This is a genomic window from Morganella sp. HSTU-ASny43 (assembly GCF_022819185.1).
Classification (GTDB): Bacteria; Pseudomonadota; Gammaproteobacteria; order Enterobacterales; family Enterobacteriaceae; genus Morganella; species Morganella morganii.
On sequence record NZ_WSPG01000005.1, the window covers coordinates 1 to 14849 of the forward strand.

The 14849-nt window shown below is 53.4% G+C and carries 6 protein-coding genes and 1 tRNA gene; 2 read left to right on the forward strand and 5 right to left on the reverse strand.

Going from position 1 to position 14849, the window contains the following annotated elements; all coding sequences use genetic code 11:
• The first annotated feature begins 11 nt into the window (after nt 1-11).
• Nucleotides 12-88, forward strand: a tRNA-Met gene (locus tag GN208_RS03805).
• Nucleotides 89-241: 153 nt separating this feature from the next.
• Here the strand turns inward: GN208_RS03805 and amiC are convergent.
• A complete protein-coding gene (gene amiC / locus GN208_RS03810) occupies nt 242-1492 on the reverse strand; it encodes an N-acetylmuramoyl-L-alanine amidase AmiC (RefSeq protein ID WP_004237199.1) in 1251 nt (416 codons plus the stop codon).
• A gap of 278 nt (nt 1493-1770) precedes the next feature.
• Between amiC and argA the strand changes: the two genes are divergently transcribed.
• On the forward strand, nt 1771-3099 hold the full coding sequence (argA, locus tag GN208_RS03815) for an amino-acid N-acetyltransferase (protein WP_004237198.1): 1329 nt from the start codon (nt 1771-1773) through the stop codon (nt 3097-3099).
• Between the two features lie 9 nt (nt 3100-3108).
• Here argA and recD read toward each other — a convergent pair whose 3' ends face one another.
• From recD to recC, 4 genes are read right to left on the reverse strand one after another with little or no spacing between them, the layout of a single operon-like run.
• Nucleotides 3109-4941: an exodeoxyribonuclease V subunit alpha gene (recD, locus tag GN208_RS03820; protein WP_004237197.1), complete on the reverse strand. Its 1833-nt coding sequence runs from the start codon at nt 4939-4941 to the stop codon at nt 3109-3111.
• Nucleotides 4941-8558, reverse strand: coding sequence for an exodeoxyribonuclease V subunit beta (gene recB, locus GN208_RS03825; protein WP_004237196.1), 3618 nt, complete (start codon nt 8556-8558; stop codon nt 4941-4943). The genes recD and recB overlap by 1 nt, the downstream gene beginning before the upstream one ends.
• Before the next feature lie 4 nt (nt 8559-8562).
• Nucleotides 8563-11445, reverse strand: a complete 2883-nt coding sequence (gene ptrA, locus GN208_RS03830; protein WP_015422455.1) for a pitrilysin — start codon at nt 11443-11445, stop codon at nt 8563-8565.
• Nucleotides 11438-14839, reverse strand: coding sequence for an exodeoxyribonuclease V subunit gamma (gene recC / locus GN208_RS03835; protein WP_061057627.1), 3402 nt, complete (start codon nt 14837-14839; stop codon nt 11438-11440). The genes ptrA and recC overlap by 8 nt, the downstream gene beginning before the upstream one ends.
• Nucleotides 14840-14849 lie beyond the last annotated feature (10 nt).

Here is a 14849-nt window from a genome sequence, read left to right on the forward strand (position 1 = left end):
CGCCTCACAGACGCGGGATGGAGCAGCCTGGTAGCTCGTCGGGCTCATAACCCGAAGGTCGTCGGTTCAAATCCGGCCCCCGCAACCACTCTTCTGACAAATTCTCTGTCAACTTTTCCTGAAAACACACAAAATTCATTCCTGAAAACGATTTTTTTCAGTGCATAACTATGTCTGTACTGTATCTGTCCGTTTCACACCACATCCTTGTGATGCACAATTTCTGTGATAAACCGTATTTTCAGTTGCGTCGTGCGACAGCCCCGCCGTTGGCAAAATACGCCTTAATCCCCAGGAAAATAGAATTTGCCATCTCCTGCTGGAATTTGGCCGTTTTCAGCAGACGCTCTTCCTCAAGGTTACTGATAAACGCCGTTTCCACCAGAATCGACGGAATATCCGGTGCTTTCAGCACCGCAAACCCTGCCTGATCAACCGTGCGCTTATGCAGTTTGTTGACATTTCCCATCCGTTTCAGCACTTCTGAACCGAATTTAAGGCTGTCTTTGATACTCGCACTCTGCACCATATCAAACATGGTCTGGTCGAGGTATTTGTCGCCGCTTTTGCTGACGCCCCCGATTTTATCCGCATCGTTCTGGGTCTGAGCCAGATATTTTGCGGTATTACTGGTTGCCCCGCGCGTCGAAAGCGCAAAGACCGACGAACCTCTGGCAGAGCGGTTGGTAAAGGCATCCGCATGGATTGAGACAAACAGATCCGCCCGCATTTTACGGGCTTTCGCCACGCGCACCGACAGCGGGATAAACACATCCTCGTTGCGCGTCATATAGGCACGCATACCCGGCTCGCGATCGATAAGCGACTTCAGGCGGCGGGCAATCTGCAGCACCACATCTTTTTCGCGGGTTTTGTATTTCCCGATAGCACCGGGGTCTTCCCCGCCGTGGCCCGGGTCAATCATAATAACAATCGGCCTGTCCTGACCGGCTTTACCCGGTTTCGGCGTTTCACGCGGCAGGCTTTCTTCGAGATCACCGCGGTTGTAATCTTCCAGCAGTGCCAGCAGAGGATCGTCTTCTGTCGCAGCACCATTTTTCGGATAAAAATCAAGCACCAGACGGTTTTTAAACTCAGCGACCGGGGTCAGTTCCAGCACCTGCGGGCTCATCGCCTGTTTCACTTCAAACACCAGGCGGACAGTCTGCGGATCATTCTGACCGACACGGATCAGCTTCAGATGCGGATCGCGATCCTGCACCTGCTTATCCATCCCTTTCAGCACACTGTTGAGGTGCACATTTTTCAGATCAACAACGATACGTTCCGGGTTCTGCAGTGAAAACTGCTTATATTTCAGCGGATGATCCGACTCAATAGTCACACGGGTATAACTGGATGCCGGCCAGATACGCACCGCCACAATCTGTGACGACGCCGCAAAGCCGAACGGGCTGATACTCAGCAGACAAAACGCCGCAGCTCCTTTCAGTAACAGACGGCGCGACGCATCATGTTCAGAATGACTCATGAAAAAATATCCATAGCGTAAATCAAATCAACAATAACCGGTGCGGGTTATGAAAACCGGAAAATAAAGAAGCAGAACAATTTATTCCGTAAATAATTTAAACGGCACTTTATCTAATCATTTGCGCCCTGTCATTATGCATTTTTGGCTTATATGGCGATAACGCGGCATAAAACCCGGTGAAATCTTAACCGGCGACCAAAATTTACGCTTGCTATTCCTTTGCAAAAGAATAAAAATACATAAATTACGAATAAAAATTCACTTACGAGGGTGTTATGAAAGAGCGCAGTATCGAACTGGTGGACGGATTCCGTCAGTCGGTTCCTTATATTAATGCTCACCATGGCAAAACATTTGTGGTGATGCTGGGCGGCGAAGCTATCGAGCATGAAAATTTTCCCGGTATTGTTAATGATATCGGCTTACTGCACAGCCTCGGCATCCGCTTGATTGTGGTGTACGGCGCCCGTCCGCAAATTGAAAAAAATCTGCTGGCCCATCAGTGCGAGCCGGTTTATCACAAAAATACCCGAGTGACAGATGCGCGGACTCTCGAGCTGGTCAAGCAGGCAGCCGGACAGTTACAGCTCGATATCACCGCCCGTCTGTCGATGTGTCTGAGCAACACACCGCTGCAGGGCGCGCATATCAATGTGGTGAGCGGAAACTTTGTGATAGCCCAGCCGCTGGGGGTGGATGACGGTATTGATTACTGCCACAGCGGGCGTATCCGCCGGATCGATGAAGATGCTATCAACCGTCAGCTCAATAACGGCGGTATCGTGCTGATTGGCCCGGTGGCGGTTTCTGTCACCGGTGAAAGCTTTAATCTGACCTCCGAAGAAATTGCCACGCAGATTGCCGTCAAACTGAAAGCAGAAAAGCTAATCGGTTTCTGCTCTGCGCAAGGTGTGGTGGCGGATGACGGCGGGATTATCTCCGAAATGCACCCGAATGATGCAGAGCACTATGTACAGGCGCTGGAAGGCGGCGGCGATTATTACTCCGGAACCGTCCGTTTCCTGCGCGGTGCGGTGAAAGCCTGCCGCCGGGGCGTGAAACGCAGCCATCTGCTCAGTTACCAGGAGGACGGCGCGCTTATCCAGGAACTCTTCTCCCGCGACGGTATCGGGACACAGATTGTGATGGAAAGCTCGGAACAGACACGCCGCGCCAATATCAATGATATCGGCGGGATCCTCGAGCTTATCCGCCCGCTGGAGCAGCAGGGTATTCTGGTACGCCGCTCCCGCGAACAGCTGGAAATGGAAATCGACAAATTCACCATTATTGAACGCGATAATACCACGATTGCCTGTGCCGCACTCTATCCGTATCCGGAAGAGAAAATCGGTGAAATGGCCTGCGTGGCGGTGCATCCCGATTACCGCAGCTCCGCACGCGGCGAGGAATTGCTGCACCGGGTCACACAGCAGGCAAAGCAGATCGGACTGGAAAAGCTGTTTGTGCTCACCACCCGCAGCATTCACTGGTTTCAGGAGCGCGGCTTTGTCCCGGCAGAAATTGAAAACCTGCCGGTCAAAAAACAGGCGCTGTATAACTATCAGCGGCGCTCAAAAATCCTGATCCTGGGCTTTCAGTAATCCGCCGGACTAACGCAAACGCCCGCTCAGTCCGCTGTACCGCTGAGTCGGCGTTTTCACCGCCCGCTTAACACACTCTTCCCGGCTGTATATGGTCAGAAACTGCTTCGCCCGCGTCAGTGCTGTATACAGCAATTCACGGCTGACCAGCGGCGAAGGCTGCACCGGCAGCACCAGCGCGGTATGAGCAAACTCAGAGCCCTGTGATTTATGCACCGTCATCACATATGCTGTTTCGTGTGCCGGAAGACGGCTCGGGCGGATACTCCTGATAGTGCCGTCCGGCAGCCGGAAATACACCCGCAGCTCATGGTTTTCATCCGTCAGCATAATCCCGATATCACCGTTAAACAGCCCCAGCGGGCTGTCATTGCGGCTTATCATCACCGGTTTACCGTGATAGGCACGGTGCCGGTGTATCAGCGGACGGCGGATATGCCCCTGCTGATGCAGCAGCCGTTCAATGCGCTCATTCAGCCCTTCCACACCGAACGGCCCTTCACGCAGCGCACAGAGCAGCCGGAACTGACTGAAGGCGTCAAGCACCGCTGCAGGATCGGCATGCTGTTTCACCAGTGATAAAAACGGCAGATAGGCTTTCATGGTGTCTGTCAGTACCTGAGCATAGCCTTCTTCATCCTCCAGCGGCACATAACGGACATCCGGCCGCTGCCCGCCGAGAACCGCCATGGTTTCCCGGATATCGCCGTTGTTAACTGCGGTGGCCAGTTGCCCGATGCCGGAACCGGCATCAAAACGGAAACTTTTACGCAGCAGGCAGAGGTGATCCTGCACATTGACCGGATGCGCCGGCGACTTATCCGGCAGCACACAGCCGGTCATAGCCTCCAGCGCCTGCCGCCGCTGTGGTGTGTAACCGGATTCAGCAAAACGGCAGATATCCCCCAGCACCGCCCCGGCTTCCACCGAAGCCAGCTGATCTTTATCCCCCAGCAGGATCAGAATAGCGTTCTCCGGCAGTGCATCAATCAGTGACGCCATCATCGGTAAATCAACCATGGATGCTTCATCCACAATCAGCACATCCGACATCAGCGGGTTTTTCTGATGATGGCGTAACCGGCGGCTGTCCGGCTGAGCGCCCAGCAGGCGGTGCAGGGTTTTGGCTTGCTCCGGCATCATGGCCCGCTGTGCATCCGTCAAATCAAGCTGCGCGATCGCCTCACCCAGTGATTCAGTCAGGCGGGCTGCCGCTTTGCCGGTCGGTGCTGCCAGTTCAATCAGCAGCGGCTCAGCGGCGGATTGCACCAGTGCCGCCAGAATACGGGCAACGGTTGTGGTTTTACCGGTACCGGGCCCGCCGGAAATAACGGAAGTCCGGCTGCTGACCGCTACCGCTGCGGCAATTTTCTGCCAGTCCTCCGGTTCTTCCGTACCGAACAATGCATCCAGAACCGGGCGCAGTTTCTCTGCATCAGCAGAAATCCGCTGAGGCCGGGAGAAAAATTCCGCCACCCGGCATTCATACTGCCACATCCGGTGCAGGTACAAATTCTCTTCTGACAGCACAACCGGTGCGGGAAGTGAGCCATCACTAACCGCATCAGAGGCAGACAGCGCCGCTTTTATCTCCGGCAGTCCCGGCTCATTCAGTGCCTCCCAGACAGACTGCATGATCTCCGCATGCCGTCCGCCCTGTTCCGCTGCGGGAATAATCCGCGACAGCGGCAGGCAGACGTGTCCGCCGCCGGTTTGTGCACTGAGCAGGGCAAAGACGAGTTGCAGCAGAGGATGACTGTCCGGTGCCAGCATGGCGGCGAACTGACAGTCCAGGGGACGCAGGATCTGCTCTGCACACAAGATTTGTAAGTGAGTATTCATTAACCTTCCTCCCCTTTAAACAGGGCATCCAGTTGTTCCGTGAATGCCTGCTCCGGGCGATAAAACCAGATCCCCCGGCCGGGATGGTCCGGTGTCATGCCGCGCAGAAAGAGGTAATACACACCGCCGAAATGCGTCTGATAGTCATAATCCGGCAACCGGTGGCGCAGATAGCGATGCAGCGCCAGCGTATACAGCTGATACTGCAAATCATAGCGGTGTTCCAGCATCGCCTGCGCCAGTGCGTCCGGCTGATAATCTGCGTGACTGTCACCCAGATAGTTTGATTTATAGTCCGCTATGTAATATTTACCGTCGTGATAAAACACAAGGTCAATAAAGCCTTTCAGCATACCGGTCACTGCCGCGAAATCCAGCGGTGGTGCCTGTGCTGACAGCGGATCATACTGCCGCGTCAGTGCATCCAGTTTTTGCGCGGTCAGGTCGCCGTCTATCGGTAGGAAAAACTGCATTTCATCCTGTTTATAACGTACCGGGATTGCACTGAGCACCGGCCCTTCCGCAGACAACGGTGTATTAACCAGATCCGTGAACCAGGTTTGCAGGAACGGTGCCCATTCAGCAGAGAATCCGTATGACAGCAGTTGCTCCCTCAGCCACTCAAGTGAGGGCTCACTATCAAATTCAAGCTCTTCAAACAGGCTGTGCAGGAATGTCCCCGCCATCGCACCGCGCGGGAAGGTACCGGCGGTTTGTGCCGTTCCGGTTTCGTCCTGCACTTCACCGAGCGTATCTGTATCCAGTGACGGGCTGAGAGAACGGATCATCGCCATCATCTCTTCCTGTCTGTCCTGTGTATACACAGTGCCGCCGGACGATGCACCGTAACTCAGGCCACTGTAACTGGTCACACGCCAGCGGCTGCTGACATTCCGGGTAAACGGCTTCACCGCCAGGGACGGCGGCTGTGACATACCGGGCTGCCACAGTTGCAGTTGTGGTTCTGTTATCCGGGTGACAGCAACCGGGCTGTCGCCCTGACAAAAAGCATCAAGCCGCTCCGCCAGGGTTTTGCTGTCACATGCCTGTCCGTTCTGAAGCAGATACCCCAGCCCGTTAAGATGCAGGTCGGTATTACCTGTTTTTTTGCGGTTCCCTCTGATAATCGGCGCAACACCCAGGCTGCAATGGTAAACCGCCCGCGTCACCGCCACATACAACAGACGTAAATCCTCTGCCAGACGTTCTTTATCCGCCAGGGCAAGCTGTGTTTCATCCGGTGACAGTGTCAGGCACGGCTCGAAGGTGGTTTCATCATGATAAAGCCGCTGACCACCCGCCTGAAAATTACAGATAAACGGCAGCCACACCAGCGGGTATTCCAGCCCTTTGGATTTATGGATAGTGCAAATCTGAACCAGATGCTGATCACTTTCCAGCCGCATCTGCTGACTTTCTGACTGCGCATCCGGGCGTAATACCTGTTGTGCCAGCCAGCGCACCAGGGCGTGTTCATTTTCCAGCGTCAGTGATGTTTCCTGAAGTAACTCACTGATATGCATGATATCGGTTAAGCGCCGTTCACCGTCCTGCCCCACCAGAAGATTTTCCGCAATCTTCCGCTGACTGAGCACCCGGCGCAGCATCGGCAGAACGCCCTGCTGCTGCCAGATCTGACCATAACCGGCGAACTCGTCCACCAGCCTGTCACGGGCAGCTTCATCCTGATTCAGTGCATCAATTTGCGCAGCATTCAGACCAAACAACCCGGATGCCAGCGCACTGCGCAACAACCGCTCCTTTTCCGGATTCAGCACCGCCTGGAGCAGCCACAGCAACTCGCGGGCTTCCGGTGTGTCAAACACGCTGTCGCGGTTTGAGAGAAAAACAGACGGGATCGCCCGCTGGTTAAGGACATCTTTTATCAGTTGTGCTTCCCGGCGGCTGCGTACCAGCACGGTAATATCTGCCGCACTGACCGGCCGTTGTTTCCCGGGCTTGCCAATCAGTGCCGTGCCGTTTTGTCCGGCATCCAGCCAGTCGCGGATCTGCCCGGCACACACTCCCGCCATTGTCCGCTCATAATCCCCGCTGCTGACCCCCTCTGCGGCCTGCCACCAGAACTGCACCGCCGGTTGTGTTTTTCCGCCGATAATAAAAGCGGCCTCATCATTATCCGGTGCGGAACTGACCGGCTGAAACGGGATCTGTTTAAAGCAGAAAGGCTCATCCGCCTGTAAAAACAGCTTGTTGACGCTGTCGACCATCGTCTTCGCGGAACGGAAGTTAGTCCCAAGAGTGTAATGCGCACTGACATCCTGCCGCGCTTTGATATAGGTGAAAATATCCGCGCCGCGGAAGGCGTAAATCGCCTGTTTCGGGTCACCGATAAACAGCAGCCCGTACGGATCTGCCGGTGTGCCGTTGTCACCGGTGTTTTCCTGGTAGATAGTGCGGAAGATCCGGTATTGCTGGGGATCGGTATCCTGGAATTCATCAATCATCGCCACCGGAAAACGTCTGCGCAGTGTCTGCGCCAGCAGAGCGCCGTTTTCCTGATGCAGCGCGTTATCCAGCCGGGTCAGCAAATCATCAAATCCCATTTCGCCCCGGTTCTGTTTTTCCTGCGTGATGGTCCGGCGGATCTCATACACCGCGCGGGTAAACAGGATATCCTCCAGCGTCAGTGCCTGTGCTGTCAGTTCCTCAATCGCAGAGAACACCGGATGTGACGGCGGCGTACCGCCTTTTTTGGTTTTTTCATCCAGCACTGCCTGACTGAAACGTTCTATATTTTTCGGCAGTGCGTAATGTGTGGTTTCGGTTTCCTTCGCCCAGTCATCAATGCCGGCAATCCATCCGGGCACCAGGTTGGCGCGGTAACTGCTTTTATTCAGATCAGAGTTCTGAATAAGACTGACAAAATCAGCATCACTTTCCCGCCAGCACTGTTTGACCTCATCAATCGCGGCGATAATTTTCTCATGGCGGGAAAGTAATGTTTCATCCGATTCCGGTGCATCGGTAATCCCTGGCAGTTCCCCCTGCAGCCAGGGGTAAATATCCCGCAGCAGCGCCTCAGGATCAGACCATAGCTGTGTAATGGCTCTGGCCAGTTCAACCGGCAGCGGGTAACAATGACGCCGCCAGAAGTCCTCGCAGGCCTGTTTACGGACAGGATGCTCATCCTGAATCAGCGTTTGTTCAAAGAGCACGCCGGATTCAAAGGCGTTGTGTGTCAGCATACGCTGACAAAAACCGTGGATGGTAAAAATGGCGGCTTCATCCATCTGCCGTTCAGCCAGCAGCAGGCGCTGAGCAGCACTTTGTTTATCCTCAATCAGCGCCAGAAGCGGACCGAATCCGTAATCCTCCCCCGGTTCCCCGCCTTCTTCATGACGCAGACAGGCGATCCGCAACTTATGGATGTTCTCACGGATACGCCCCCGCAGTTCATTGGTTGCCGCTTCGGTAAAGGTCACCACCAGGATCTCTTCCGCCGATAACGGCCGGACAAATGCCCCTTCACCAATACCCAGCAGCAGACGCAGATAGAGCCGGGCCAGGGTGTAAGTTTTCCCTGTACCGGCAGAGGCCTCAATTAACCGCTGCCCCTGCAGCGGTATTGTCATCGGATTTAAAGATTCAGCCGCCATCGTTTTACCGGATTTCTTCTTTAACAGGTAACAGCGCCTGGAAAGCCGTGACAGACGGATACGTCGTCCATCCGGCCGGTTTCGCGTAATCATCCGCTTTGCCGCCGGTACCGGTCACCTGAGAGTAAAGCGCCAGTCCTTTTTTCGACATCACCGCGTTCTCATAGAATGTCACCACATCCTGTTTGGTCATTTTTTTCACCGCCGCAATCGTCTGCTCGCGGGTGTTGAAATCAAAGTAATTATTTTTGAAATCAAATGAATAACGGGATGCTTCTTCCTCAAAGGTTTCCGGCGGTTGTGTCATTTCAGTCAGCAGTGCATTACGGTATTTATCAAACTCCGCATTATCCAGTGCTTTCAGGCGTTTTTCCGCATTGATATAAAAATCATCAAAGCGTTGTGACAGATAAGCCGGATTCTTTTCATTGCTTTGCAGCAGGAAACCGATCCCCCACTGGCGGCCGAAGTTCGGGTTAAATGCAAACAGGGCATACCCCAGCTGTTCCTGTGTCCGCAACTGATCATAGAACCACGGATGCAGAATTTTCGACAGCACAGACGAGAATGCAGCACCTTCCGTCCGTGAATAACCGTCCGGAATAAAGATATTGGCCAGCGCGTTATCTGTGCTGTTGGCTTTTTCGTCAAAGTTTGGTTTCAGGGCTTTATCAATCACATAGTAATCCCCGACCCACCATTCCGTACCCTGTGAACCGAGCTGTGCCTGAGCTTTCGATGCAATCTGCTTTGCCTGAGGTGCTGTCAGATTACCGAATACAAACATCTGGAGAGCACCTTCACGGATAAGACGGTCACGGTACTGCGTGATGTCACTTTCGGTAATGGTGTCCAGCGCTGCGAGGCGTTCTTTATCTTCAAAATAAGGCACTGATTTCAGACGGCTGAACGGACGCATTGCCATTTCATAGGCTTTGCCGTTATCCGATACCGCAACCTGCTCACGATACCAGGATTTCGCCTGTGCAAGCTCCGATGCTGACGGTGTAAAGGACTGGTATTCACTCACTGCGGTGGTCAGCAGTTCCGGCAGATGCTGGGAATAACCACTGACGCTGATATTCAGACCATCATCATCACTGATATTGATCCCCATTCCTGCCACGCTGGCCTGATAACTGAGCTGATTCAGCTTCAGTTCACTGACATAACTGAGCAACGCGCTGGTGACAACATCTTTGGCTGTTCTGCCGGCATTCCGGTTACGCAGTTCCAGCGCGATAATTGCCTTCGGCTCATCCGCAAAATAGCGGCTCGGCATATAGAACAGGCGCAGTTTTGCAGTGTCTGTCAGTTGTACCGGTTTTTGCTGTTCCTGCTGTTTGATCAGATCAAAATTATCCGGAATAAACGGGTTCAGTGCAGGCAGAGAGAAACGGAAATCACCTTCAGATTTACGCCATTTATCCAGCTGAGCTGCAGTCACTGCATCCACCTGATAAGGCGCATCAACGAAATAGGCTTTTTTATTGCTTGGTTCCTGCGGGCTGGTATACCAGATGCGGGCTTTTTCCGGTGTTAAATCCGCAAGGCGGGCTTTGATGGCGGCAGGATCCCAGTCATCAGCCAGATAGCCGACATTCAGAACATTTTTTACCGGATATTCCATCATCGTATTTGCCAGTGATTCAACATAGTTCATATCACGGACAACCGAGCTGTAGCGGAATGCCAGCATATTCACGCGGGCGATTTCATCGAAATAGTCTTTATTGATCCCTTTTTCTTTAATCAGATTCAGGTACGCAAAAACAGCGGCGGTAATTTCATCGCGCTTCGCCATGCCCTCATCAGTCAGTGAGACAGAGATAATAAACACGCCCTGGTTACGTGCCAGGGTTGAGGATGCCGATGCACTGACGCTCTCCGCCAACCCGTTGGATATCAGCCAGTTCGCCAGCGTACCTTCACTGCGGCTTCCCAGCAGATACGCAATATAGGTATCTGTCTGCTTGCGGAAATCTTTGCTGTTGTTGTCGATGACAAACTCAAAATCCAGCGATTTCTGCGGCTGCGCAGGAACATAGTGAATGATTTTCTGCTGCTCGGCTGCGGTGATCAGCGGAACGGTAATCTGCGGAACAGCTGCGTGGCGATCCGGAATCGTGCCGAACGTCTCATTGGCCAGTTTTGCCAGTTCTTCCGGGGACTCCGGTCCGTAGATAACAGCTTTCATCAGATTGGATGAATAATAGGTATTATAAAACTTCAGCAGCTCTTCATGCAGGATGCTGCCGGGCTTATCTCTAAGGGTTTCCAGGTTACCACCGGAAAAACGGGAAATCGGATGTGCCGGGTTCCAGGTTTCCGCCCGGACCTGATACATGCGGTGCCCGTCACGGGAACGCGCCATGGTCAGCTCAGCGTTAACCGCATTACGTTCTTTATCCGCATTCACCGGATCCAGCAGCGGTTCTGCCAGGGCATCAGCCAGCCGCTCCGTTGCCCCTTTCAGCGCATTATTTTCCACTTCAAAATAGAAGTCAGTGTAATTGGAGCCGGTACTGGCATTATGGCTGCCGCCGTGCTTCGCCAGATAATCACTGAAATTACCGGGTTCAGGGAAACGTTTTGAACCCATCAGCACCATATGTTCCAGATAGTGCGCAAGACCAGCCTGGCTCTGCGGCTCATCCATACTGCCGATGGCCAAACTGACTGCCGCCGCTGATTTGCGCGCGGTTTTATCGGAAATCAGCAGAACCGTCATATTATTTTTCAGGGTGATTGCCTGATACTGACGCGGATCGTTGGCGCTTTTCTCAATCTCTCCGGGCAGAACCTGCCAGTTATTCTGAGCAAGTGCATTGGCACCGGTAAAAAAGAAAAGCAGCGTAAAAATAAACTGCACTAGTTGTTTAGGCATCAGCCTCATTCTCCCTGTTCTTCTGATGTTGAAACATCGGCAAAAAGAGTTGTTGTGAAAATTGCTTTATTGCATCCATAAGTGCTTCATCAAAATGGCGGAATGCGCGGACGACATAATCGTCCTCCGCCTCACCGGTAAACTGATATCCCCCCTGCAGTGTCTGCAGAAGCAGTAAACCGGCTTTATGTTGGAGTGCATCATCATCAGAGAGTTCACCGGTGTTCTCATCCGCCAGTGTGGTCAGCCATGCCCAGCCGCTTTTGACAAAGACAGGCAGCGGCTCATTCAGACCACGGACAAACACATCCAGCAGCTGACGCAGATAGCCCTGCGCCTGCTCTGCCGTCAGCGGCTCAAAGATCCACACCGTATCACCGCGCCCGTACATCCGGCTGTACTGCTGCCGTCCGCTCAGGCTGTATGTCAGATGTTCAATCCACAAACGCAGCCCGTCAGCGGCGGTAAGTGCCGCCGGACGCCAGCGGAGCAGCCCGTTCTCCTGAACTCCGGTCAGTTGCCCGCTGTAAGTATACGGCCCGGTAACATAGTGAAACGACTCAATATCAGATTCTGTCCGTGCATTACGGATTTTCTCCGCCAGAACATCCATTTCCTGTAATTGTTCTTCCCAGTAAACCTGTGCAAACGCCCCGGCCGGCAGTTCCCCCGCCGCCTTCAGTATGCGGAAGACCCGCTCTTCCGGTTCGCCGTCCACCAGCGCATCAAGCAGCCGGGTGTTAAACCCGTAACGCTGTAAATTATCAACACTGAACGGTTCTTCTTCCGGCAGAGCCACATCCTCAATATCAAAATGGACATTCAGACGCTGCTGAAAAAATGCCCTGACCGGATGACGGTAAAACCTCAGCAGCTGATCAATGGTTATTTCTGTTATATCTTCTGACGGAACCGGGACATTAAACGGCCCCTGCGCTTCGCCCTGCCGTAATGCTGCCGGTAACCACTGCGGCGAAAAGCTCTGAAATTCCGCGCCCTCCCGGTAGTTATCCGCCGCAAACGGAACCCTGGTGTGCCGGACAATCAGATGATTTTCCAGCGCTTCCCGGCTGGTATCCAGGTCAGCAAACCGGTCTTTCTCCAGACAAAAACTGAGACCGGCATATTCCAGCAGTTCACTGACCAGCACTGACGGGTTACGCTCTTCATTATCGCGGATAGATCGGCCGATATAACTGATATATAAATATTCTTTTGCTGACCCCAGCGCCTCCAGGAAAAGATAGCGGTCATCATCCCGGCGTTTGCGGTCACCCCGGCGGCTTTTTTCCGCCATAAGATCAAACCCCAGCGGCGGGATTGTCCTCGGGTACACACCGTCATTCATACCCAGCAGGCAAATAACCTTAAACGGCACAGAACGCATCGGCATCAGCGTGCAAAAGTTTACCGCTCCCGATAAAAAGCGCTGGCTGATTTTCTCGTCATCCAGCCGCAGAGAGAGCTCATCCCGGATCAATGCAAGCGGAACATCGCCGTCATAACAGGCTTTAACCCCCTGATCCAGTACCTGCTGCCACTGCTGTAACACCATACTGAGCACCGGTTCGGTATCCGGTGTCGTCATGAAAAAGGCAGACAGAAGCTCAGAACCGGTTTCACGCCATTGTGCCGGTGTCCGCGGTTCACTCAGTATTTTCTGCCACTGCCGCAACGTATCAATAAAAGCAGCCAGTTGTCCGACCCGGTCCGCTGACATACCGGAAACCTCGTCATACGGCAGGATCCCGCGCCAGGTACCTTCCTCCTCTGCCATGGCATAGCCCAGCAGCATGCGTTCCAGCCCGAATTTCCAGGTGTTCTGGCCAAAAACCGGCAGTGAGAAAGATTCAATATTATGGTCATCCAGCCCCCAGCGGACACCGGATCCGCTGACCCAGCGGCGCAGAAGCGGTAAGTCGCTCTCATCCAGCCCGAACTGCTGCGCCACCGCCGGGACTTCCAGCAGGCTGAGTACATGCTCTGAGGTGAAACGGCTCTGCGGTAATTCCAGCAGTGTCAGTACTGCCTGTAATACCGGGTGAGCCTGGCGGGCTTTACGGTCTGAGATAGCAAACGGCAGATAGCGGTTTTCGTTTCCCTGGCCAAAAACCGCCTGAATATAAGGAGAATAACTGTCGATATCCGCCACCATCACAATAATGTCGCGGGGAGTCAGTGACGGATCATTCTCCAACAGGTTCAGTAAATAGTCCTGCAAAATCTCTGTTTCCCGCTGCGGACTGTGGCAGGAATGGAATGTCAGGGAGCGGTCATTATCCGCAATCACCCGCCGCCGCTCACTGGTGACAAACTCCTCTTTGTTTTTTCCCACCACACTGCCGTCTTCCAGATTAAGAATATCCTGCTGAACAGCAGACAGCAGTGTATCTGCCGGGCGGTCGACAAAAGCTTTAATAGCATGGATTTCTTCAATATCTTCCAGGAAAAACAGGTTATCCCGGCCGGGACGCCCCCATGATGCCAGCAGCGGGTTACCGGTATTCTGTTCCCCGTCAGCCTCAAAATCGAACAGTGAAGGTGCATCCTCATCCGATTTAAACCAGCTGACAGCTTTTTTATCCCAATAGCTTTGCGGCTTGCGCGCCAGCATACGCCGCAGTGCAGCCGGGCTCTGTAAATCGCCCCAGTAATACTGACAGGGATTGGTAAACATCAGATGGATATGGGTATGCTGCCCGAGCGCCCGCAGAGCCTGCAGATACACCGGCGGTAATGCGGAGATACCGCAGATGAAGAGGCGGGGCGGCAGATTGGCGACAATCTCCGGGTCACCTTCATTGAGCACATCAATAAAACGCTGATAAAGATTGGCACGGTGCCATTCCGGCTGCCCCAGGCTGCGGGTTAGTGTCTGCAAATCCTGCCACAGGCATTTCTGCCAGGACTGGTTCTGGCTCAGCCCGTCAATCAGTTCATTATTTTCCCACGCCGTCAGCCAGTCCGGCCGGTAGACAAGATACTGGTCAAATAAATCAGCAATACGTCCCGATAGCTGATGCAGTTTGCGTTTATCCCCGTCATCATCAAGATAATGGCGCAGCGGGGCAAAATCCGGATCATCAAGGCGCTGCGGCAGCAGTGACATCAGCTTCCAGGTCATTGCGCCCTTACTGAAGGCACTCTCCCTCGGAATGTCCGGCAGGACACGGGTAAACATATCCCAGATAAATGTGGCGGGCAGCGGAAATGTTATATTCGCGGCAATACCCAGTTTTTCTGCCAGGCTGATTTGCAGCCACTGAGACATCCCCGGGCTTTGCACCAGCACGGTTTCAGGACAAAAAGGATCATTAATTTTATCATTATCAATAATATGGCATATCAGATCTTTCAGCAGATCCAGATCATTGGAGTGATAAACTGTAAACATTGTCCTGTCC